This window comes from Sulfurovum sp. UBA12169 (genome assembly GCA_002742845.1).
In the GTDB taxonomy this organism is placed as follows: Bacteria; Campylobacterota; Campylobacteria; order Campylobacterales; family Sulfurovaceae; genus Sulfurovum.
In genome coordinates this window covers 54,715-76,449 of the sequence record DLUH01000001.1, presented here as the reverse complement: position 1 = coordinate 76,449, position 21,735 = coordinate 54,715, and the positions used below count along the sequence as shown (strand labels likewise).

The following is a 21,735-nucleotide window of genomic DNA, read 5'->3' as shown; positions in this document are numbered from 1 at the left end:
GTGATCGTTGGTATGCTGACAGGCTCTACTACTGCTGTATCGGTTACTGTGGTAGCTGCTACGGTAGTAGGCTTTGGGCTTATTGTTCGCTCAGCTCTTGTGCGATCTTCACAAACTCTCTAAACTCATCCGTTTCCATTTCTAACATATCGCTATAACTAAAGTGCATGGTATGACCCACCAGAGCCATACCCATACGCGCATCGTCATAGCTTATGATAAAAAACCCTGTAGCATCATCTGGTAGATAGCGTAGTCTTCAATGTCAAGTGCGTACAGTTCTTCTTCTGTCAGCTCTGTAAGATTACGCATCAAGATAAGCTCTTTTCCTGCATCGGTATTACCCTCGTTTGATAGCTTCATATCCCTAACGGTAGGCTTTCTCATCTTTGCAGTTTTACCGTTTGACAATATGTTACTGTCAGCTCTTTTTAGCTGTTCAAGCCTTTTTTCAAGTGCTTTACGCTGTGCTGCTTCTTCAAGTTCCGCTACCTCTTTTTCAAGTGCTTCTAGTGTTTTTGTTTCAGCCATGACTCACGCCCCCTTATAGTATATGCTGTCTGAGTACTTCAAGGTGATCTACGCCAGCGATCTTTGCGATCATATTGCGCGTATCCATGTGCACCAACTCTTCACCGTTCAACTCATATGAAAAACGCTCTGCTGTTCCCTTAAGCGTGGTAGTGCCTCCGTCACCTGCACCGATGCCGCCAAGCGCGACACCTGACTTACCTTGTATTGTCGCTACAAAAGGTATCTTAGTGCCATCCTGCAGGATAGACCCCTTAAGTACGATACCGATACCTTTCCCGCTGGCGATACCTGTAGAAGCAGCAGTATAGATGATCTTATTGAACTCTTTTACCCCTACTTCAAACTCCATTTTTTTGAATACGCCCGTATCTACGTCACGCTCAAAGCCGCCAGCCTTTGAAGTCTCTAAAATACGTTCAATGTCTGGTAGGCTGATCTTATCCGTAAGACCTGCAAACCCGTTGCCCTCGATAAATACAGAAACGTCCACTACGCTCTGTGGTAGTCTAACCTGTGTTCCCATTTCTCAACCCTCCTTAGCCGTTGATATAGTTGATAAGTGTCTCATTGTAAGCATCTGAGTAAACAAGCTCTATATTAAGCTCTCTGATACTTGGCATATCCTGTACCTCTACTGTCAAGTAGAATTTACCAGCCGTTACCGTTGCCAGTGTGTTTTTCAATGGGTCAAAGAATACATCAAACCCGATAACCACACCATTGCCTTTTAGCTCGTTCATAAACTCTACGATTGTCTTTTTGACCCAGATAAGCTGATCTGCTTCTCTATCCCTAGCCCACTTACTGGCTTTGATGATAGCATCAAGCAGCCTGTGAAATGTCCTTACCCTGTCTAGTGCTTGCCAAATAGGGTCAATGTCTGTAGTTTCAAACCCGTAAGTACGCCAGCCAACATCTTTGACGATACAGCCTACTCCACTTTGTCTAAGTCTTCTAGCCTCACAGTCCTGACCCTCTAGGTACTCTATGACCCTGGTCGTACCTGCCACACCTTTAGCGATACGGTTAGAGTGGTTTTGCGCCCATCCAAAAGGCGTATTACCGTCATGGTATGCGATCACTCCAGCCATCAAAGCACTGTAAGGTATCTCCAGCCCGTCAGCGTTGTACTTTCCAGTACCTACAAGCAGGTACATACTCCCGAAGTTTTCTACAAACGTAGCTACCCCTGCCTCATCTTCGCTAAAGTTATCTACGATACCAATACACCACAGTGCTGTAGCGATAGCATCCACTTTTGCCGCCACCGTAACGTCAGCAGAGTACTCCGGCGTAATAATCAAACCGTTCTTAAGCTCGATGCCAGTTACCGGGTCAGCTTGCTTAAGCATATCAAGACCGGCAAGCACATTAGTAATGTTATTCGCTTCTGTAGCATCTATCGTAGAAACGTGTACTACCAGTGGGCAGTTTACACCTTGGAGATAGATACCAGTTAAGGCAGCTTTAAGCGTTCCGTCTGTAATGTTGTTATCCGTGACATACTTTAGCCCCTCTTCTGCATTGTTGAATTTCATAAGCCCTGTAGTGCCAGCGTTAGCCGTTGCTACGATACCGATAGGCGCAGAGCTGCTTACCGTCACAGGTCTTGCAGCTGTTACACCAAAACTACCATTAATACCGTAATTCAAATCCATGTTTTTGTTTCCTTTCTTTATGTATTTAAAGTATTTATATTCTCACCAAAAGTGACACGCTTTTAAAACCCCTTTTTATATTGCAAAAAAACTCGTTATAGATAGTCCCATTCTTGCTTATCTATTGACTTAATGCAGTGATCTTTTTCATTAAAAACCACATCAAGCAACATGCAAAAGTACTTTCTCATCTTGCAGCATCCAAGCTTTCCTTTTTGCAGATAGTATCCATCCTCCCCGCTGACAGTCTCGTCTACTTTTCCCCCTCTTTTTGCATTTGAGTATTGATCTCTTCCTAAGGCTGCATTGTAGAAATATTGCGGTAGATTCTTTCTATTTATCAAGACGGCTCTTGGCATCATAAATAGATCGTATATTCCAAATACAATGAGTGAAGCAATGTATATAAAAAACGCCCTCATAGTTCCCCCATATTGAGCTGATCTTCTTTCGCTTGTCTTTCACCAGTAAGTTGAGCAATTGCAATAGTATAGGCATCTGCCTTTTCTATGATCTTCCCAATAAGATACACCTTATCAACTCCTCTTGCTGTTGCTATGCCGTCTATAAGTGGGGTTGATACCGTATTGTTGGCAACGTATGCCCTGGCTTCTGCTTCTTGTTTGCTCCATGTGCCTTTCTCACTATCGGGCACACCAGCAGTGAGTTGAGCAATTGCGCTTTCGTATTCCCTGTTAATTTTTTTGATATTCTTCGTATATATCTCTTCCGTGCTCATATCAAGCACATTCTTGGTGCGTGTGACTGTTCTTGAAGCTTCGTCTATCTCTATGACCTCTCCGCCAAGCCTTTGATACTCTGTTACTGTAGGAGCTACATCGATAAGCTTATACAATCCTGCATCAAAATACTCTTTGTCTTCTGCAAGTTTACCAAAAGAGATATTTTTATAGCTCCCGCCTACACTTACTATTTTCGTAACTTTTCCGTCTGTTATTTCTGCGTACATTTTAGTTTCCTCTTATTATTAGATACATTGCAACTGCTTGCTGGTAGACATCAGTCGCGTTGAAAGTGAATGAAGGCTGGGTATTATCATCAACATCGATCGTAAATATTTTAAACCTAGGATATGTTTCTGTTGTATCTGAAAACAGTAGGTTAACCTCGTGTGTTGTTGATGAAACGTTTAATGTGTCTGCATCTGCGCTATGCCGTATGTTCATAATAGCAACAATCAAATCACCTTTTTGTGCTTCAATGGGTGATACCGTAATAGGATAGAGAGTTGTTCCAGTGAACTCTTCTTGTTTTACAACTGTCATGTTTCTTTTTTTTAAAACTCTGCAATAAGATAGCCTGAAGTCAGTTTCTATATACTGATCTCCAAACGCTGTATTTTCTGGGTCAACATCAACAGAAATTGTCTTTATATAATCCCCATTGGTTATACTTTGAACTCCCACAAATATACCCATATGCTCTTCATCCGTATTATCAACCACATCATATAGAAAATCAGGAGTAACCCCGTCAATATGGAAATAATTAAGAACATCATACTCTGGGTCGTATGAGCTTGCAATTGCGATTAAAAGCATTTCTTCGTTAGGAATAGCACTCCCAGCAGTTGTATCCATTGTGATACCAGTAGCCCCGTCTGCTCTATGGTTTGCTCCAAATTCGATAAACAACTTCTTCTTGTTGCCAGCCATCAAAAGTGACCGTATCATACGATCACTCCTATATTTTGTGCAATTACAGACAGGGTATAGGTTCCGTTCTTATCTACTTCTATCGCTATCAAGTCCGTGCCACTCACGGTAAATTCTGGCAGTGCTCCGTCTTCTACTTTCAAGCCTGCGGGGAATGTGATCGTATATGCCCCCCAGTTGACCGCTTCAATGATGTACACGTTTTGATTTGCAGATACTCCTCCGAAAGCAATCGTGAAGTTACCACCAGCAGTGATTTTCTTCCTGTTACCATCTGAAAAGTATATCGTATGGGTTCCTGTAGATACAGTAACATCTGCAAGTTGGTTGTACCACACGTCTTTAATGTAGTTCCCGTCACCGTCCAAAGAGCCGCCTAGTTGTGGCGTTGTGTCTTCAACGATATTCGTCAACCTTAACGATATAGAATATAAAATTCCGGTAATATCGTTATCGTTTGCCTGTATCTCTTGCTGTAGCTCCAAAAGAGTATCATACGCCGCACCGGCACCGTTAGTAATAGCATTTATGATAAGCGTCTGTATATCTGATACTGTCTTACCCTGTAGTGTATTTGCGTCTACGATAGATAAACTCTGTGCCAGTGCTTCTATCTGTGCTTTTAGCCAAAGTGTTCTGTTTGCAAGGTGTTTATGCGGTGTATTATCTATACCGTTTGTGCCACCCTCTACCGGGTCTGTAGTTTCAAGCTGGTATATTCCATCTTCCCACTGTTCTGTCTCTGCTATGGTTGCCATATCGCTTATCCTCCTATTAGTTGATTAAGCCGTGGGTATGCTCAGCGTTATAGTAAATGCTTCCATCCCTAGCCTGCAGCGTGTCGTATACAAAACCAAGCAGCTTAGAGCGCACAGGTTTGTACATTTCGATAAGTTTGCGTGCCAGTTCCGCTTTTACCGATGTAAGCGGCACTTTAAGCTCTACGATAAATTCAGTCCAGTGTGTGAACTCTAAAGGGTATATAGGTGAGCCGTCATTATGAAGCACTGTAGCGTCATAACTGTAAGTACCGTCACGCTTTACAGTGTATTTTGCTTTTTCCCTGTCTTTGTATTCCAGTAGTATCGCCTCTTGCGATGCGCTACTAAGCCCTATGGCTTTAAGTATCTCCAGTACAGCCCAAACCGTACCCTTATGCCTGTGCAGGTTTTTACTCTGCAAAATAAGCTGCCGCTTTTCATCATCATGGAGTACGTCAGTCCATAGATCAGCTTTGTGTGCATACGCCAAAAACTGCAAAAACCTTGCATTACATAGCAGAGGGTCGCGCAGTTTTTTGATCTCTTGTATCTCAGTGCTAAGCTGCTGCCTCGTATCGTTGCTTATGTGGCTAAGAGCGTGCAGCTCTTTAGGCTCAAAGGACGGTAAAAGTGATAGTATTTGCGGCTGCATCGTTTATCCCTATTTTATTGTCATCTATGTGTATGTTTGCTGCTGGTGAAGAGATAACTACCTCTTTCACTCCATCCACTTTTAAAAATTCGTTGATCTCACTAAGCGTGATATCCGTACCGATCTGTTTAAGAGACTCCAGCCCTGCATTAAAGGCTGCAACGGCATTTGCATACACGGTTGCAGTATCAAGGTTTGGCAATATTTTTACCTGTGCTGTAACACTGTAGCTTACCTGTGTTGCTGGTGCTACCACTACGTCATCACTGATAGGGCGTACCTTTGTATCGTTAAGCGCATCTGTGATACGTGTAGTGATAAGCGCATCTTCAATACTGCTGTAGTAATACACGTTGACTACACCGTTTTCGCCCCTTAGTATCTTCACATCTTCTATACGGCTGTCTGCTTTGAGTGTGAAGCTCTCGTAGGTTTCCTCACTCCCTGCCGTTGACTTATCAGCTTTTGATATAAGCAGCCTGTAAAGTAGGCTTTTGTCATCTTCTGCATCTGCACCGTTTGTAAACTCTTCGAGTGCTTTAGGCTCTACAACGTAAGGCAGTGTTGTTGTAAGCTGCTCTGTTTTTACTTTGCTGCTGGCTGTGTAAACTTGCAGCTCTACAGTACCGTTTGCTTTTGTTTCGCCTGATATAATGGTAACATCGTCAAGCAGCACGCCTTGGTACTCACCCATACTGTCTTGCAGTACGATGTTTTTAGGTATCACAACATCAAAACCAAATGCAGCACTTAGTGAAAACTCGTACAGTGCGTAAGGCTTGCTGCCTTGTAACCTCTCTATACCATCATCTGCTGCGTGGTTATCAAGGTCTGCCCCGGTAGCGGTTGCAACAAAATATGCCAAAGTGATCTTGTTTAGTTCTGCTCTTAGGTTTAGCTCTTGGTATGCTGCATCCTCTAAGATCATTTTAAACTCATCACTCTCTAGCGGTTGCCAGTCTGGTACAAGCTCTTTAGCTTTTGCTATCTTATTTGCCAGTATGGTTTCGTAGCAAAGCTCTTGGAGTACTTTAGGCTCTGGTAGTGCGTTAATATCAATCATTTGTTACCTCTACTGTTTCACCGTTGGTAAGGTGTACGCTGATCTGTACCGTACCTTTTACAGGGTCCGTATCAAAATTTACTCGGTCTACTTTTACTCGCGGCTCGTTGATACTGATCGCTTCAAATACGTACCGCGTAGCCAAAAGCTGCCACTCTTTACTAAATTTTCTGTCTCTAAGCAGGTAAAGCCTAGAACCGTACAACGGCCTCATTACTCGCGAGCCTACTGGTGTCTTGAGAATACGGTTAATGCTGTCTGCTATGGTTATCAAGTACATCACGCGCCACCGTCACCGTCACTGTCTGTGACGCTACCGCCAGCAGTGATATTTCCATCTGCTGTAACGTCTTGTTTAAACGTAGTAGGTGCATCTATCACAACGGAAGCCGCCTTGATCGTCACAACACCTACACACTCTACGTTAAGCGCACCTGAGGCAGTAGAGTAGCTGACCCTAGTACCGTCGCTGTACTCTATTATCTCCGTACTTTCATCTGCACCTGCCGGCTCTTTCTCGCCACGGTTAAAGATACTCCTAAATACTATGCCGCTGCTGCTCTCTCCAAATGGTCTAAGCACTATGCACTGCTCACCGACTGTGGTAGGTATCCAGTGCTTTTTGAAGCCGTTAGATAGTGAAGATACTGGCAGCCAGTCGGTTTCCAAGTCCATTACTTTCACCCTTACAAGTGCCTTGCCATCTCCACTTTTTACCTGTGATACAGTGCCAAATGCTATGATGTTAGCGATACGTCTTTTTATCTCTGCTATCGGCATTACTGTTCCCACCTTTTGCTTTGGTATTCGATCTCAAATTCAAGCCTTACCCCAGCATAAAGTTTCTCTTTATGCTCGATTAAAGTCTCACTGCCTAGATACCTGCATACCTGCGATACCTCTTCTTCAAAAAGCCCAAATGCTTTGAGTATGTCAGAGCTTACCATTCTCATATCCATGGTAGTTTGCTTGCCGCTGCTTACAGCTATGTCTATCTCTATTTTGAGCTTATGCTTTAGCGTCTGGCTGTCATCTACTGCGTTGTCTTCAGGGTCGCATACTATAATGGCAGGTAGCAGGTCATCTTCAATGGCTTTTGCCCTCCACTCAAATACGTTTGCGCCGGCTTCGGTATAAAAACCGTTTGCACTGCTGATCTGCTGCAAGTGAGATATAAGAATTGTTACTATGTCATGTCTACGCATCTTGTACCTCTAGGTATATGGTCTTAGTACCATCCTTTTGCAGCGGCTTTTCAGTAGGTGCATACGTTTTGCCGTTTATGATAAATGAAGACTTTAGGTTGATATTCGCCGCCAAGTGTGCTGGAACTGAAAATGACGGTACAGTAACCGCTACGCCTGTATGGCTACTATCATCCAATACCACTTCTGTGAACTCGTCAAAGATAACAGCTAGCTGCTCACTTTCGCCAGCGAAAATATGCTCTATGGTCATGCTAAACCCTGCTGTGCTGTAGCACGCTTCAAGATCGGCAGCCACCATGTCTTCAAAACTCATTTGCTTACTCTTCGTCTTGCGCGTTGATTACTTCAATGATCTCTGCTTTTGTCATAGAGTCATCTGCTTCTACTCCGATGGACTCGGCATAAGTCAAAAGCTCTGATTTGTTCATCTTCTCGATAGGCTTTGTAATATCATTTTCAATACTGTAAATATCGCCTACATGATCTTCTATCGCTACGGCCGCACCGCGGCCAATAAGCTCTTTTGCTTCGCGCGGGTTTATCTTATTGTCTTTTATATCTGCACCGTCTTCTACCGTGAGAATTGTATTTTCTGCTACAATAACACCGTGTACAAAGATGGTTGCTGCCATCTTGATTCCTTTCATTTATCTATCTCCTTATTGATCGATATTGTTGGTTGCGCTGAACGATTCTGGATGTCTTATTGCAACATCTACAGATTGGAATGCCCGGATCACAACGCCGGCGCTGTCTGCTTTCGCATACGGATCTATCATGATATCAAGCCCGCCCCACAATCCGTATAAAAGCTGGCTGAAGTCTCCGAATATGAGAGTATTCGCAGGCACCTGGTTACTTCTTGTGTGGTTATATCCATTTACCTCGCCGTCTTTTAAAAGTTTTTCAGGATGGCCAGATTCTACAGGTATTTTTTTGAGCTTTCCTGTTACGGATGCACCTGACACATAATGCATATTTTCAACATCTGCATTCCCGTTTGCGATTGCTGTCTCAAGATCGACGACCTTGTTAAAATTGATGCCACCTAAAGCAGTAGAGCAGTCCACAGCTCCAATACCTGTAGTATATAGTATGCCTTTTGGTTGCCCGTCAAGCCCTGTTCCTGCAATTCCTGCTGCATCAATAGCTAAAGCGATCTCTTCGGCCAAGTCACTCATTAACAAGTTTTCGACATCTATATTCCCCTGCAGCAACATTTGTCTTGAATATCCTGTTTTTGCACTTACCGTTTTTGGTGTCAAAGGCAGCATACCGAGAACTAGATCACTTCCTGTTGTGTTGTCTTCTTCATTGATCCAATATGCGGTTGATTTGCCTGTCTTTTTTGGCACTGAAACATTACCGCTCAATCCTCCGATCACGACTGCGCCAAGTTTTTGTGTTACAAGTTTGTTTTTTAGAATATCGATAAACGAGATGCCGCCGTCATTAGTGCTGATTATTGCAGCGCCGCCTGTTGTATTTAGGTCTCTTTCAAGCACTTGATGTGGCACATAAAACCCTCTTGCATCTTTGCCTAACAGCTTAGCTACCTTTTGGCTTGCTCTTTGCTCAACCTGCGCTTCGCTCCAATCACCTATTAGTGCCGCACGTATCGCTTTGCCAAGAGAATACGCACGGACTTCTTTTTCATCCAATACATTATTTGCTTTAGTGTCTACCGGCTTTGCACTCCCTATCTTTTGCAGAACTAAAGCCCTAAATTCATCGACTGTCGTATCCTCTTCAATTGCTTTTTGCCCCTCTTCCTCCATGTCATGTTTTTTAGCGATAGCCGCGATCTCTCTTACTCTTGTTTTTTCAGCTGCTCTTGCTTCACGCTTAGCTGCTTCTTCTGCTACTCTTTTTTCTTCTTCATTCATATTCTGCTCTCCCTTTTTGTTTAGTTTATTGATTATCTTTACGTCAGACTCCTTAGGGTCTTCTGCGCCTCGTCCGATACCTACCGTGGTATCTGCCGGTATCGAAACTACCGATATCTCAAATGGCCGCCAAGAGGTGACACGATACGTTTCCATCCCATCCTTTTCACTCTCAAGTATCATTTCATCGATCTGATATCCCACAGATACATTTTTCATAATACCGTCAACCACATCACTAAATACCTCTTTGGCTTTAGCACTGTTCCCGAAACGTACTACAGCGATACCGCGCTTATCTGCGATCTTTGCAGATACTACCACCCCGATGACTTCATCCCTGTTATGGTTAAAGAGAAGCGGTGCGGCATTGTTTAAGCGGCTCATATCCACTGATGTAGTTGAGTGATCCAGTATCTCTACCCCCCAGTATCTCTCATACGGGTCTTCACTACTGAAAGACAGCTCTACGGTTTTTTCATCTTGGTTTATACTTCTTACTTCTAAATCTCTGAACTCTTTAAAAACTTTTTTTGTGTTTTCTATATATTGCTTATTCATCGTTATGTCCTCCTTGTTCACTTTGGATTACGACTGTCATGATCTGCGCTATCTCTGCTTCACTCATAGTAAGGATGCCGTACTGCTCTCTAAGTTTTTTCTCTTTTTGCAACTGCTGATATAGTTCTTCTAAGTCCATACCCATTTCATTAGCTATCTGTGTATCTGTCTTAAGACCCTCTTTTTTTGCCAGAATGTTCGCCAGCATATCTTTATATGGGTCAACCCAAGCAAACCCGCGCCCCAAAAATGAAGGTGCGTTGAATTTTTCATACTTTGAATACGGCAATGGAACGGCTTGCTTAAGTAGCGCCATATCCAGCCAGTCTCCAAACACTGGTGCGGCTGCATGATCTATCATCCACTGCTGTAGCTCTTTCCAGATGTCGCGCTCTTCAAGCTTCCCGCTTCTAAGGCTTGAAAAATTGACACCTTCAAGATCGTTTGCCAGGGAATTGTAACTGATATCAAGACCGCTTGATACACCGCGCAAAACAACTTTTATAAAGTCTTTAAACGCTGTAGTGGGGTGTGTCGGGTCATAACTTTGAAATTCATACCCGTCAGGCAATATCTCAAACTCCCCTGGGCTTAGTTCGTTAACAAAACCGCCATCAATTTTCTCATCACCCAAAAACTCACCGCTCTCGTTTTTAATGCGCTTGTAAAAGCCGCCTTTGCTGGCGGCTACGCGTGATGCTACCAGTTCTGCTTCTTCATAGCCGTTGAGCATCTTCATGCGCGTCATGGCTGTGTGCATCCAAGGCATACCACGTGAAGATGAAATTCGTGTAGGTAGAAACAAATGCACTATCTGATCGGCAGGTATGCGCTCTCTTGCTATATCCATACGCTGCATGCCGTTACTGTGTGGGTGTGATTTGTAAATATGATAAGCAATAGGCTTGCCCCATGCGTCGAACTCTATGCCCATCATAATATTACGTTCTGGGTCATTGAATTGTTCGTCAAGGTGATCTGCCTCTATAAGCTGTACGGCGAAACCAAACTTATTTGGGAACCCTTTTACCTTACGGATAAGCACTTCGCCGTCTTCTGCCGCTGCGCCTATAGCCATTTTCCACACGTCATCTATAGTGTATTTTCCTGTTACGTCACAGATACCTTTTTTACCCCACTCTTTCCAGGCCTCCTCTATTAAGTTGTTAGCCGCCCTGTCAAGGTTTCCGTTTGTGTCTTTAGCCCTGTTTTGAAGTCTAAGCCCTGTGCTTCCGATGACATTCGTTTTTAATATACGTTTAAATCGCTTTGCATAGTCATCATTCATCATTAAATCGCGGCTTCTGTTTCGCACGCTTCTTAGATCGCGCCTTATGCTTACGTCTGCTGTAGCTTGTACAGGTATCCAATTTGCGTATAGTGTGCCGGTACTGGATGCGTTAAAGTGTCTTTTCTGAGGGAGAGTTTGTTTTACCCTTGTAATCTCTAATCCAAATAATTTCAAGATGAAAACCTTACAAGTACACGGCGATTTGGTTTTATGCCTGCTTCAAGATTGGCGGCTGCCTTTTCTGCTGCCACCTCTTTTTTATACTTCTGTCTTAGGATTTCAAGATCACCAAAGGTATATTTTTTTAGCTGTCTGCCATTTATCTCATATTCAAGCACATCATTATCTGCTTTTTTGAGTAGTACTGCTTCTATCTTCGCTACCATCTGCTCTGCGAAAGTTTGAACGTCAGCCAAGAGTACCCCTTTGATGTATTATGGTGCTATTTTTGCCAAAAATACAGGTACTTAAAAAGCCCTAAAAAATAATTTCAATCTCCCAGATAGTTCTGTGCTCTTCCAGCGCTTTTTCTATGGCTGTTTCTACAAACTCTGTTTTTGAGACCCCCAAAGCATCATACGTTATATCAAGTTTGACAGCCAAAGATGATCGAAGTCTGACATTATCTAGCTTTACCTTCGGGTCTTCTGACCTTGGTCTTCCTGATCTTATGTCACATCTACCTGTACCCATTTACCCATCCCCCTTGTTTTTTTTGTTTTTTAAACTGCCTTTTCGGCTGTATTGCATCATCTTTTTGGGCCGGTTTTAAGTTTTCTTGTATCTTTTCATAGTTCGGGTTGAGTATTGCAAGCGCAGCAAGATTATATACGGTATAGTCTAGTGCTTCGTTTCTTGGTCGTGTAGGCTTCCATATGCGTAACGGTCTGCCTTTGCTGAATGTTGTTACAAGCTTCTCTGATGTTAGCTGCTTAAAGTACTCTTCATCATAGTTTTTATTGAAGTGCATGAAACCTTCTCCAAACTCTTCTAGATTCAGCCTGGAAAATATCAGCTCTTTTGCTGTATCAGTGCCTAAAGTAAAAAGTTTTACCTTACCTTTATTGCTTGTACTAGGCCTTGATATAAGAGGTTTCCCGATCACACTAGACCCCTTGATAGCGAACACTCTTTTGTGTTCACGTTTTTTGCAGTAATTGTATACCTGGTCTGTGAAGTGACCTCCTGAGTCTATGCAGGTACAGCTTACTCTTAGTTCTACCCCATCTTCACGTATGTATATAGCATCTATGATATTATCCAAGTCGTTCCATATCTGGCTTTGTGACGGTATACCCTCTATCCTGAATGGCTTGATACCCCAGCTCTCATGGCCTTTGCCCCATGCTTTGATTTCCCCCTCCAGCCTGTCATCTTGTACGTCTATACCGCAGGTAAGTATCACTGCTTCATTTGGTATTGCCATGTAGTCTTCACAGTTTTTAAGCAGGTTGTCATCTTCTATCTGTTTGCCTTGGTCTTCTATCCATGTTTCGCCTAGGGAGGTGTTAATAAAAGTCTTGAGGGTATACTGGCTTTTTTTTGCTTCCATAAAATTTTTTGCCATTTCCTTAAGTGTTACCCATGGGCTGTAAATCTCATTAAGCCAAAACCCGGCTACACCGTTAAATGGTTTTGTTGCCCTCCACTCCCCTTTTTTGATAGCGTTCCATAGTGCAGTATCATCCATGCCGACACCGCATTTTTCACAGTAGTACTTAGCTGTATCAGGCTGATCGTTAAATACTACATTTTTCCATACCAGTACTTGGCCCTCGTTGCACTCTTGGCAAGGTACGTAATACTTTCTCTGGTCGCTTGCCTCGTATGCTACCTCTATTCTGCTTATATCTTTAACCGTCGGTGTAGATACCAATATTGTTTTTTTGTTCCAAAATGTAGTACTACGTTTTATGGCAAGATTTACTGGATCACCCTCAGCGCCGGCGCTTGCAGGATATCTGTCTACCTCATCACACATGACTACTCTTACAGGTCTTGAAGCCAGAGATGCCGGAGAGTTTGCGCCAGCCATAGTGATATGGCCGCCTGAAAATGTCTTATGCAAAATAGTGTTGCCGCTATCTTTTGCCTTACTGTCCTTGATCTTATTGGTCAGTACTTTTGTGTCGCGCGTCATTGGTGCTAACCTATCCTTACTGAACGCCTGTGCCATATCTAGGGTTGGCTGTAGCAATAGCATGGGGCTAGGGTCTTGATCTACAAAATATCCTATGATGTTTAATAGCAGCTCTGTTTTCCCAACCTGTGCAGAACTCATAAAAACTATAGTGTGGACAGTAGGATCGCTGACTGCATTCATAATACCGCGCTGGTACTCAGCCCTGCTGGTGCGCCACTTTCCGCTTTCCGATGATGCTTCACTGCTCAGTTGCCTGTACTCATCAGCCCACTCTGATACAGTTAATTTCTTGGGTGGTTTAACAACTCTTACACAATCAGCTACTATCATTGATTTTCGTCCTCCAGTTGGCTAAGTTCCTCCAGTAGTTCATAGATATAGCTCTCTATTATTGCAGCTGCTTCTTTTTTGTCTTTAAGCCCTAAAAGGTCTAATGACATTTTTGTAGGTAATGCAAGTGCCTTGTCTCTAAAAGCTTTCAGTATCCTCTGGTTATCTTTGATTATCTGTTCTTTAGGCATGAGCCGCTTTTCACCCTCCATGTACTTTTGTTGGTTTAGCTTGCCTGCCCAAAATGTGTTGATGATCTGTACTTTTTGACCGCTAGTTAATTTTCCTCTAAGTAGTAACTTTAGCTCTCTGATGTTATCTCCGTTATAAAGATAACTATCTTTGATCTCGGTATCTGTGCCTGTCTCTATTTCTACAGTTGTCTCATCGATCTCTTTGTCTTTGTCTTTTTGGTTTGCTTCACGTTGCGAATCCCTTGCAGGATCCTTGCTAGAAATGTATGCCTGTAGCGCACAGTCGCGTAAAATTTTTTTGCCGTCCATGCAAGCATCAAAAATCCCGCGTTTTTTTAAATTCGTTATGTGCTGCTTGCTGACTCCGTTTGCTGCTGCCAGCTCTACTTGCGAAATGTACTTTTTCCCCATAAGTAAACCTTTAAATCCCAAAGTAAACTAAGTTTTGAACTAGTTTACTTTTTGGCTCCAGCCTCGGCATGATCGTGCTTTGATGGATAATTGCTAAACTAAAAAAGTAAACTAACTTTAAAATTTGTATATCTAGGACATTTTCGCACTCGCTAGTACCCTTAACTGCATAACCTCCAGGAAGTACCTTTTTAAGGGCTTTTCCACATATTGCTTTTATTTTTATATAATCCATAGAGTTATATTTATTAACGTCTTGACTAAATCTATTTGAAACAACTGCAGCACGGTTTGTAGCGCACTCTTTCGCTAGCGAAAATAATCTAAATTTTTCTAATCTATTTCTAACCATAACTTTTACGCCTTACCTATGTAGTAATTAAAGTTATTTTGTAGGCTTGTTCTAAGCTCTTTTTGGGCATGTTTATCTGCATCTTTTAGCAGCTTATCGTTAAACATTTGAGGTATAGAAACGGTAGTGACTGCTCTTATCTCCTGTGCACCTTTTACTCTCTGCAATACTGCACCATTCTTTGCCGTAAATGCTCTTTTCAATACTTTACGCCCGGTGTCTTTTCTGATCTTAACACTCACGTTACCGCGCTGTTTCAACACCTTAGCACCAAATCTCATAGCATTAAACCGTCTTGATCTAACATCTATGGTGTATCTTATGTCAGAGTACCGTGACTTTCGTACCTTCATAAACTTGTTAAGATCACCTGCTTTAATGTTATATGTACGTCTTACACCTTTTGATAGGCGCGTTTTTGTCTTGCTGCCTACATCGTTTATAGTACGGTTAAGTGCTTGCATATATGCGCGTGGGTTTAAATGCGCCAGCACCTTATCAACACCCTCTAATATTACTGCCTCCATTTCATCGTTTCCCTTTATAAAGTTTTTTTACGTGATCTCTCCCACTGTCCGGGGCTAATTTCGCGTATTTGAGTGTTTGGTTTATATCTTTGTGATTAAGCAGCTTTTGTATCTCCTGTATGCTAACACCAGAGATAGCCAAGTGTGAGGCAAAAGTATGCCTAAGCGTATGTATCACCACCCGGTGTTGCTTATCGTTTCCTGTCAGATCATCGTTAAATACTTCAAGGAATGGCTTAAGCTTTTTGTACAATGTTTGGTACTTTGTCTTTTTACCGTTTACAGATACCACATAGTGGTTTAGCTTCATGTTTTTCATGTGATCTACTAGCATCGTGAAGCTATCATCATCAAGGTAAGCCACATAGGTATTACCACGTTTAAAGTCGTTGATCGTGATACTTTTGTGTGACTGGTTTATGTGCTTCTTTTGTATTGCCAGCACTCCCTCAGCTCTAGCACCTGTACCAAGTGCCACAGCGGTAAAGAGTTTCAATACAAGATCATCATTAACCATGTCTCTGAGGTGTTCTATCTCTTCATGGCTTAGGTATCTAAGGCGTGTGTTACTCACTTTGAAGTGCTTTATGTTTCTAAACGGGCTGTACTTTATGATGCCGCGTTTTATGCCAAAGTTCACCAGCCTTACTATCAGCTTTATGATGCCGTTTATCGTAGACTTTTTAAGCCCATGAGCGATCTTGATAGTCTGTAGGTCCGTGATATCTTCATCATTAAGGTTTGCTACAGCTATATCTCCGAAATGCGGCTCTATGTGTTTTTTGTATGTCTGCTGGTACTGCTTGATACTCTTAACATGTACAGCGTTTGTTCTAAAATACGACTCTGCAAGTTTCCCGAAAGTAAGCCGCTTCATATCCTTTTGGCTAAGGTCTAAGCCGTGTCTTTGTTCGCTAAGCTTCTGGTTGCGTATCTCTATGCACTTTGCCTCTGTTATTCCCTCCGATCTCTTGCCGATCTTAAGCCAAGTGTTTTGGCTATCCCCTGCTGTCTTATAGACGATGAAGTAGCTTACATCACCGTCTATAAGTTTGTTTAACATCACCTTAGAGCCATAACGGTTACTTGTTTTCATGAGCTACCTCTTGAACAGATTTTTTAACATTCGAATACGCTATTCCCTCTCTAATTTCTCCTGCAAAAATAAGCCCGGCTATTTTTTGCGCATTGGCAAGATCGCGTACATATGCACGCTTTGTTTTTACCCTTGTAAGTGACATATCGGCAGATAGGTGCAGCGGTATACCGTCTATGCCGCTTGGCGTTGAAATAAAGTATCTTTTTTCATAGTCGTTTTCTTCTATGTGGATATCTACTACTGTACGCATTTCATCCCACCATACTTTTAGCTGTTGGAGTTACGAGGTTCATAACGTCACGCTGTTTACTGTCAAGCTGCTTATCTTTTGATGTGACAAGGTACTGCTTCATAAATGACTCTATAAGAGCTGTTTTCAGATCTCCTCTCTCACAAAGCTCTATGATGTGTGCTGCTGTGCGAAGCGTCGCAAGGGCTTTAAGCTCTTGTATCGTGAAGTATCGCACACCTTCCAAATGCAGCTTTGAAAAAGGTGACACTTCATCGTTTTCTATCATGTTCTTTATTTTGATGCGTGATGTGTTCACCTTTTGTACGATCTTATCGCAAAAGCTATCAGCGGTTGCGTGCGGCAGCTTTGTTTGCTGTTGCTGCTTTTTGTACCGTGTAGCCAGTGCATCAAGTCTCTCTGGTTTTGTAGTGTATTCTATGCCGTCCTTTTTATCTCTACAAAACTGTAAAAACGCTTCTGTATCTTCTATGCCTATGAGTGCTTCATCTATGGCTACGCTGTGCTGTGCGTTATTGATATCAAGCCCAACGATGTTTGCCAGCCTGATCTGTACCATTATTCAGCCTCCACATCTATGATGTTTTTATCTTCTGCTGCTTGCTGCTGCATCCTCCATCCTATACTGCCTACCTGAGGCTCTTTTGTGTTTATAAAACCTTGCTTTGGTGAGTAAAAATCTTTCCAGTTTGCATTGATCGCATTTTCTATCACTGACGGATTACGTCCAAAGTCATGGTATTTCCCAAGTAGCCTTTTATGTGACTGGTAAGATGTCTTTAGTTTCAATGAATTTCTAAGCTCTATGTACTCCAAATACAGTGCTTTTTCTGTATCGATGAGTACTTTGTAAAGCTCGATGTTTTTGAAGTCTTCATCTTTTTTTGTAGTTTTTTTATTCTCTGTAGTATTCTCTGTAGTATTCTCTGTCAAAGATAATACTATATTAGTTTCCACGTTTTGTGGCGTACAGTTTCCACCAATGGTGGAAACTGTGTTACCCGTTTCGGTGATACAAGTTACCCACTTTTCCCAGTCTATCTCATAGTATGTTTGAGCAGGTATGCCCTCTCTTGTTACAGTGATAAAAGGTAAGTTTTTGATGAGTTTTTTAGCGTTTTCAAGCTCTTTTTTTGTCAGTAGCGTTTCTGTTTTTATCTCTTCGTCTGTTTTATAAAACTTGTCAGATTTACTAAACCAGTACATAAGCTGAGATAGTAGTATTCCGCCAGTAGTAGAGTTTGTAATTTGTTTGTAAACCGGGTAGTAAGCTATGGGCTTATGGTTAAGCTGCTTAAATAGTTGTGTCATGTTTGTTTCTCCAGTTCCACCTAGGCATGAACCGATTAGACTTAAGCACAACAGATGGGCCATGCTTCAAGTTTGAGCCAGCCAGAACTGGATATAATAACTGGCTCATGTCTAGGTATTAGATATGATGTGGTAGAGGCTTCGGGGGCTAGTTTTTCCAGTTCCAGACCCCTTAGTCTCATCAAAACCAGCCAAAGCTGGCTTCAATGAGACTAATCAAGATCGCGCACTGCTATATGAAGCACGGTATCTTTGAGTTTCGCGTTTGCTACCTGCGCTTCGTCTATCTCCTTAAGTATTTTTTCGCGCTCTTTTCCATCTATGGCGCCGTCTTCTATCGCGTTTTTTATCACCCTGAAAACATCGCTGTTTTCCATGTTTGCCCGGTCTACAAGCAAGTTTATGTCTTTGATGTCTGCCTCCGCTGTTTTTCGCTTCACGGCAACCATATCAAATACTTTGGCAAAGGCTTCAAGTATCCTCATATCCCCGGTGAGCCTGGTGATGGCTATGCACCTGTCAATGCTAAGCGGCATAAGCGTATCATCCGGGTTTAGCTGCCGGTACAGCACGTTTTTTGTTGTACCAAGATCGGCTGCCACTACGTCTATCTTGCATCGTTTTTTCTCCATATAGTCAAACACCACGCTGTGTGCCGCCTCGTACACTTCCATAGTCGGCAGTTCGCCGCTTTCAAAGATATCGTTCATCATCTTTTCCCCTTTATTTTGATGTGCGTTTATTGTGCTAAAACATACGCATCGTTTATAGTTGCGCCAGTCTCAGCCTTTGGTATATAATTGGCTATGAAAGATTTGATATCTATCCAAACATCAAAAGGCACACCGTGAACTTTATGCAGCTCTACGATCACCGTGTACTCAGGCCTTCTTTCGCCGCGCAGTATCATGTTGCGCATAGACACGCTGTAATAGTTGTTAAGTATTTCTTTAAGTTTTTTTCGTTCCATAATGAATAATACATTTTGTACTCTTAATTAAAGATTAATAAAGGTACATTTTGTATTTTTTAATTTTATATAATAAAACTAATCAAATAGGGGGGGGTGTTTTGAAAAATGTAAAAGATTTGCCTAACCTTTTTTCAGCTAAATTGCGTTTTTATATGGATAAACGTGATTTTACTGGAGAGAAAATAGCAGAAAAATTAGGGGTGAGTAAGTCTACTGTTATACACTGGGCTAATGGTCGCAGGTTTCCTAATGACATTTTGAAAATATCAGAGCTAGCAGATATTCTAAATATTTCTATAATCGATCTCCTACCTGTAACGCATAAAGAAAAAAAAAGGCTTGTAAAAAAAGAGCTTGAAGAAAACCTGTATGAGTATGAAGACTATCTCAGCGGCGCATTGCCATCTTCTCTGATATCCGTACCGCTCATAGACGGGTATGTAGGCGCAGGGTCGGCTGGGCTTGTCGGCACGGCCCATTTGGAACATATCTACGTCGACATCCACACCCTTGACACGCGCTACCCCGCGAAAGACATCAAAGCCATACAGGTAGTTGGCGACAGTATGAAACCCTATGTGGATGACTCCGATATTGTACTGTTCATACCGCTAAAAGACGGTGAGAGAGCCGCAGCAGACGGCAAGTACATCATAGCCACAGCAGTAGGCGAGCAGGTAAAAAATCTCAAATTCATGCTAAATGGCAACATCCGCATCATCTCAGAAAACCCAAGCTACCACGGTGCAAACGGATACGATGAAGAGCTTGACAAAGACAGCCAAGAGTACCTGCATATCGTAGGCAGGGTTGTAGGCAGGATACTAAAAGGTTAATTACATCAAAACAAAGGGGATAGTGCTAAATGAGGACTATAGATATCTCATCAAGTAAAGACTTAAGTGATTTATTTGATGCTATAATAAGCGGTGAAAAAGTGCAGGTAGGTGATGTTAAACCGATACCTTTTGTACTTCATTTCAAGGGCGAAAAGTTTAAAGTAAAAGATGGTTATATATCGGCTGAATTTGCAGATTTTTTGTCTACATTCAGAAAAGACTATAAGTTATTTCTTGAAAATACATTCGGCAAATCAAAAGTAGAAGATGTAGAAGTACTTTTCAAAGTAGAAGACGGCAGTATAGAACTTGATATGTTAAATGACTTGCCGGCAGAAGTATGGGGAGTTATAGGAAAGATGGACGGATTACAGGTAACGACACTTGGTATTATAGCGCTTCTTGGTTTTTTTGGTACAAAAGCATGGAAAGATTATCTTGATACACAGAAACACAAGATAGAGACCACAGAAGCCAACGAAACAAACAAAAAAGCACTTGAAGTTGCCACAAAAGCCATAGAAGAGCTTGGAAGAAAGCCTGTTCTAGAAAAAGCGAAAAACAGAGCAATGAAAGAGGCTATAGGACTTCTTGGTGTAGGTGATACACTGGAACTATCAGACGGTACACTGTCAACATACGACATGAACGATGTAGAAACATTTAACTATGTAGAAGTATATGAGCCAAAAGAAACCATCATAGAAGATACCTACACCATAAAAGGTTTTGACAAGATAAATGACGGCTGGAGAGTGAAGCTCAGAAGCCAACTTCTAAATACTTTCGTGGCGGTATCCTTGCTAGATCAAAGAGATAATGCAAAGCTGTACCAGGCAGCAGATGACGGCGAAGATATAGCGTTGAAAGTAAGGGTAGTTAGAGAGGGTAAGACTATAAAAGAGGCTTACATACTGCCAAATTAACAATAAAAAGGTTTAATGATGACAGATAAAAAAATGACAGTAAAAGATATAATAACAGGCATACTTGTTTGGTGTGTAATAGGTTTTTTTGCTTATGGATATTTTTCAGACGATACGGATAATACAAAAAATAAACCTGTAGACACGTCCATATTTAAAAACTTTGATGAATATATCGTTAACGTAAATTATTCTTTAAAAACTCTTGATAAAGATATGAAATTTAAAACTATATCGTTTGATCCTCCCAACATCACATCCTCTGCAAACGACAAAATAGGCTTGGTAATGAAAATTGATAACAATACACAAAGCCTTATAAGCGCAACACTTATAGCACATACTGATACAAAAAAAGCAATCAATGATTCTGTATATGCCGCGACTGCATTCGTCATGGCTTTTTTTGATTCAAACATGGGGTTGAAACAAAGAGGCGATATTACACACTATTTAGGTCTTGATGATGGTAGTGTATTGAAAGAAGATAAAAGATTTCAGTTAAACGATATAGAGTTTTCATCTATATACTCAGATCATACAGGATTAATGATAACAGCAGACAAAGCGGAAACAAATAGCTCTATTTAGTACCGTTCATATCCTCCAGTATGCTCTGCTCTGCTTGCTGGAGTGCCTTAGCCTCCATTTCTTCATCACTCACGCCAAACCATAAGCCAAAGATCACAAACACCAGCACCAAAGCCCCTGCCAAAATCTCTATCATGTCTCTCCCTTTGTTTCTATTCGATCTATCCACGCTGTAGCCTTTTATTTTTATAGCTGTTAGTATACCAGACTTCTAAACTGCATAACTTTTTTATAAAAAATACATTTCGTATTATTTTTAATTTTTATTTAAGAGTACAAAATGTATTATTTGATTGTAACTACTTCTATATCGCTCTACATAAGAGCATCCGGAAGCAAAAAAGGAGCTAAAATGAAAAATACTACACTAATCTACAGGGCTATGGCGAACGGATGCAAGACAGCCGGAGATCTTGCAAGATACTTGAAAGGGGGGGAAAGATGAAAAAGTTTTTCCGAGCTATGGAGTGGGAAAAAAGATGCGGGGGCATAGACTGGC

Annotated in this window: 31 protein-coding genes; 3 read left to right on the top strand and 28 right to left on the bottom strand. The window is 41.8% G+C overall.

Annotated elements, in window-relative coordinates; translation table 11 throughout:
• Positions 1-213: 213 nt before the first annotated feature.
• The 28 genes from CFH81_00455 to CFH81_00320 form a co-directional block, all read right to left on the bottom strand.
• Positions 214-531 (bottom strand): hypothetical protein, encoded by a 318-nt coding sequence (locus CFH81_00455; protein ID DAB40813.1) that lies wholly within the window; start codon positions 529-531, stop codon positions 214-216.
• Positions 532-544: 13 nt separating this feature from the next.
• Positions 545-1,057, bottom strand: a complete 513-nt coding sequence (locus CFH81_00450) for a hypothetical protein (GenBank protein ID DAB40812.1) — start codon at positions 1,055-1,057, stop codon at positions 545-547.
• 13 nt (positions 1,058-1,070) lie between these two features.
• Entirely contained in the window at positions 1,071-2,192 is a 1,122-nt protein-coding gene (locus CFH81_00445; GenBank protein ID DAB40811.1) for a phage tail protein, read from the bottom strand.
• Positions 2,193-2,287: 95 nt separating this feature from the next.
• The gene (locus CFH81_00440) at positions 2,288-2,614 is read right to left on the bottom strand and encodes a hypothetical protein (protein ID DAB40810.1); all 327 of its coding nucleotides are present in this window, start codon (positions 2,612-2,614) and stop codon (positions 2,288-2,290) included.
• The gene (locus tag CFH81_00435) at positions 2,611-3,162 is read right to left on the bottom strand and encodes a hypothetical protein (GenBank protein DAB40809.1); all 552 of its coding nucleotides are present in this window, start codon (positions 3,160-3,162) and stop codon (positions 2,611-2,613) included. The genes CFH81_00440 and CFH81_00435 overlap by 4 nt, the downstream gene beginning before the upstream one ends.
• A gap of 1 nt (position 3,163) precedes the next feature.
• A complete protein-coding gene (locus CFH81_00430; GenBank protein ID DAB40808.1) occupies positions 3,164-3,886 on the bottom strand; it encodes a hypothetical protein in 723 nt (240 codons plus the stop codon).
• Entirely contained in the window at positions 3,883-4,626 is a 744-nt protein-coding gene (locus tag CFH81_00425) for a hypothetical protein (GenBank protein DAB40807.1), read from the bottom strand. Before CFH81_00425 ends, CFH81_00430 begins: the two co-directional genes overlap by 4 nt.
• A 16-nt stretch (positions 4,627-4,642) precedes the next feature.
• Positions 4,643-5,281 carry a phage tail protein I gene (locus tag CFH81_00420; GenBank protein ID DAB40806.1) on the bottom strand — a complete coding sequence of 213 codons (639 nt, stop codon included), beginning with the start codon at positions 5,279-5,281 and terminating at the stop codon, positions 4,643-4,645.
• A complete protein-coding gene (locus CFH81_00415) occupies positions 5,244-6,344 on the bottom strand; it encodes a baseplate assembly protein (GenBank protein ID DAB40805.1) in 1,101 nt (366 codons plus the stop codon). Before CFH81_00415 ends, CFH81_00420 begins: the two co-directional genes overlap by 38 nt.
• Complete coding sequence (locus CFH81_00410) at positions 6,337-6,624, bottom strand: baseplate assembly protein (protein DAB40804.1); 288 nt, start codon at positions 6,622-6,624, stop codon at positions 6,337-6,339. The genes CFH81_00415 and CFH81_00410 overlap by 8 nt, the downstream gene beginning before the upstream one ends.
• Positions 6,624-7,124, bottom strand: a complete 501-nt coding sequence (locus tag CFH81_00405; GenBank protein DAB40803.1) for a hypothetical protein — start codon at positions 7,122-7,124, stop codon at positions 6,624-6,626. The genes CFH81_00410 and CFH81_00405 overlap by 1 nt, the downstream gene beginning before the upstream one ends.
• A complete protein-coding gene (locus CFH81_00400) occupies positions 7,124-7,549 on the bottom strand; it encodes a hypothetical protein (protein ID DAB40802.1) in 426 nt (141 codons plus the stop codon). The genes CFH81_00405 and CFH81_00400 overlap by 1 nt, the downstream gene beginning before the upstream one ends.
• The gene (locus CFH81_00395) at positions 7,542-7,865 is read right to left on the bottom strand and encodes a hypothetical protein (GenBank protein ID DAB40801.1); all 324 of its coding nucleotides are present in this window, start codon (positions 7,863-7,865) and stop codon (positions 7,542-7,544) included. Before CFH81_00395 ends, CFH81_00400 begins: the two co-directional genes overlap by 8 nt.
• Positions 7,866-7,869: 4 nt before the next feature.
• Complete coding sequence (locus CFH81_00390) at positions 7,870-8,199, bottom strand: hypothetical protein (GenBank protein DAB40800.1); 330 nt, start codon at positions 8,197-8,199, stop codon at positions 7,870-7,872.
• A gap of 12 nt (positions 8,200-8,211) precedes the next feature.
• Positions 8,212-9,999, bottom strand: coding sequence for a phage major capsid protein (locus tag CFH81_00385; GenBank protein ID DAB40799.1), 1,788 nt, complete (start codon positions 9,997-9,999; stop codon positions 8,212-8,214).
• Positions 9,992-11,467: a phage portal protein gene (locus CFH81_00380; protein DAB40798.1), complete on the bottom strand. Its 1,476-nt coding sequence runs from the start codon at positions 11,465-11,467 to the stop codon at positions 9,992-9,994. Before CFH81_00380 ends, CFH81_00385 begins: the two co-directional genes overlap by 8 nt.
• Positions 11,461-11,706, bottom strand: a complete 246-nt coding sequence (locus CFH81_00375) for a hypothetical protein (protein ID DAB40797.1) — start codon at positions 11,704-11,706, stop codon at positions 11,461-11,463. Before CFH81_00375 ends, CFH81_00380 begins: the two co-directional genes overlap by 7 nt.
• Positions 11,707-11,767: 61 nt before the next feature.
• Complete coding sequence (locus CFH81_00370) at positions 11,768-11,983, bottom strand: hypothetical protein (GenBank protein ID DAB40796.1); 216 nt, start codon at positions 11,981-11,983, stop codon at positions 11,768-11,770.
• The gene (locus CFH81_00365; protein ID DAB40795.1) at positions 11,970-13,763 is read right to left on the bottom strand and encodes a terminase; all 1,794 of its coding nucleotides are present in this window, start codon (positions 13,761-13,763) and stop codon (positions 11,970-11,972) included. Before CFH81_00365 ends, CFH81_00370 begins: the two co-directional genes overlap by 14 nt.
• Positions 13,760-14,368, bottom strand: coding sequence for a hypothetical protein (locus CFH81_00360; GenBank protein DAB40794.1), 609 nt, complete (start codon positions 14,366-14,368; stop codon positions 13,760-13,762). Before CFH81_00360 ends, CFH81_00365 begins: the two co-directional genes overlap by 4 nt.
• Before the next feature lie 10 nt (positions 14,369-14,378).
• Complete coding sequence (locus CFH81_00355) at positions 14,379-14,720, bottom strand: hypothetical protein (GenBank protein ID DAB40793.1); 342 nt, start codon at positions 14,718-14,720, stop codon at positions 14,379-14,381.
• A gap of 5 nt (positions 14,721-14,725) precedes the next feature.
• Complete coding sequence (locus tag CFH81_00350) at positions 14,726-15,247, bottom strand: hypothetical protein (GenBank protein DAB40792.1); 522 nt, start codon at positions 15,245-15,247, stop codon at positions 14,726-14,728.
• A gap of 1 nt (position 15,248) precedes the next feature.
• The gene (locus CFH81_00345) at positions 15,249-16,343 is read right to left on the bottom strand and encodes a hypothetical protein (protein ID DAB40791.1); all 1,095 of its coding nucleotides are present in this window, start codon (positions 16,341-16,343) and stop codon (positions 15,249-15,251) included.
• On the bottom strand, positions 16,330-16,596 hold the full coding sequence (locus CFH81_00340; protein ID DAB40790.1) for a hypothetical protein: 267 nt from the start codon (positions 16,594-16,596) through the stop codon (positions 16,330-16,332). Before CFH81_00340 ends, CFH81_00345 begins: the two co-directional genes overlap by 14 nt.
• Position 16,597: 1 nt before the next feature.
• Positions 16,598-17,155, bottom strand: a complete 558-nt coding sequence (locus tag CFH81_00335; protein DAB40789.1) for a hypothetical protein — start codon at positions 17,153-17,155, stop codon at positions 16,598-16,600.
• Positions 17,155-17,907, bottom strand: a complete 753-nt coding sequence (locus CFH81_00330) for a hypothetical protein (GenBank protein ID DAB40788.1) — start codon at positions 17,905-17,907, stop codon at positions 17,155-17,157. Before CFH81_00330 ends, CFH81_00335 begins: the two co-directional genes overlap by 1 nt.
• Before the next feature lie 212 nt (positions 17,908-18,119).
• Entirely contained in the window at positions 18,120-18,620 is a 501-nt protein-coding gene (locus CFH81_00325; protein ID DAB40787.1) for a hypothetical protein, read from the bottom strand.
• A 26-nt stretch (positions 18,621-18,646) separates the two neighbouring features.
• Positions 18,647-18,877 carry a hypothetical protein gene (locus CFH81_00320; GenBank protein DAB40786.1) on the bottom strand — a complete coding sequence of 77 codons (231 nt, stop codon included), beginning with the start codon at positions 18,875-18,877 and terminating at the stop codon, positions 18,647-18,649.
• 50 nt (positions 18,878-18,927) lie between these two features.
• Here CFH81_00320 and CFH81_00315 point away from each other — a divergent pair, with 50 nt between their 5' ends.
• The 3 genes from CFH81_00315 to CFH81_00305 are packed head-to-tail and all read left to right on the top strand — an operon-like array spanning position 18,928 to position 21,236.
• The gene (locus tag CFH81_00315; protein DAB40785.1) at positions 18,928-19,716 is read left to right on the top strand and encodes a hypothetical protein; all 789 of its coding nucleotides are present in this window, start codon (positions 18,928-18,930) and stop codon (positions 19,714-19,716) included.
• Between the two features lie 29 nt (positions 19,717-19,745).
• Positions 19,746-20,645 carry a hypothetical protein gene (locus CFH81_00310; protein ID DAB40784.1) on the top strand — a complete coding sequence of 300 codons (900 nt, stop codon included), beginning with the start codon at positions 19,746-19,748 and terminating at the stop codon, positions 20,643-20,645.
• A gap of 18 nt (positions 20,646-20,663) precedes the next feature.
• Complete coding sequence (locus tag CFH81_00305) at positions 20,664-21,236, top strand: hypothetical protein (protein ID DAB40783.1); 573 nt, start codon at positions 20,664-20,666, stop codon at positions 21,234-21,236.
• The last annotated feature ends 499 nt before the right edge of the window (positions 21,237-21,735 follow it).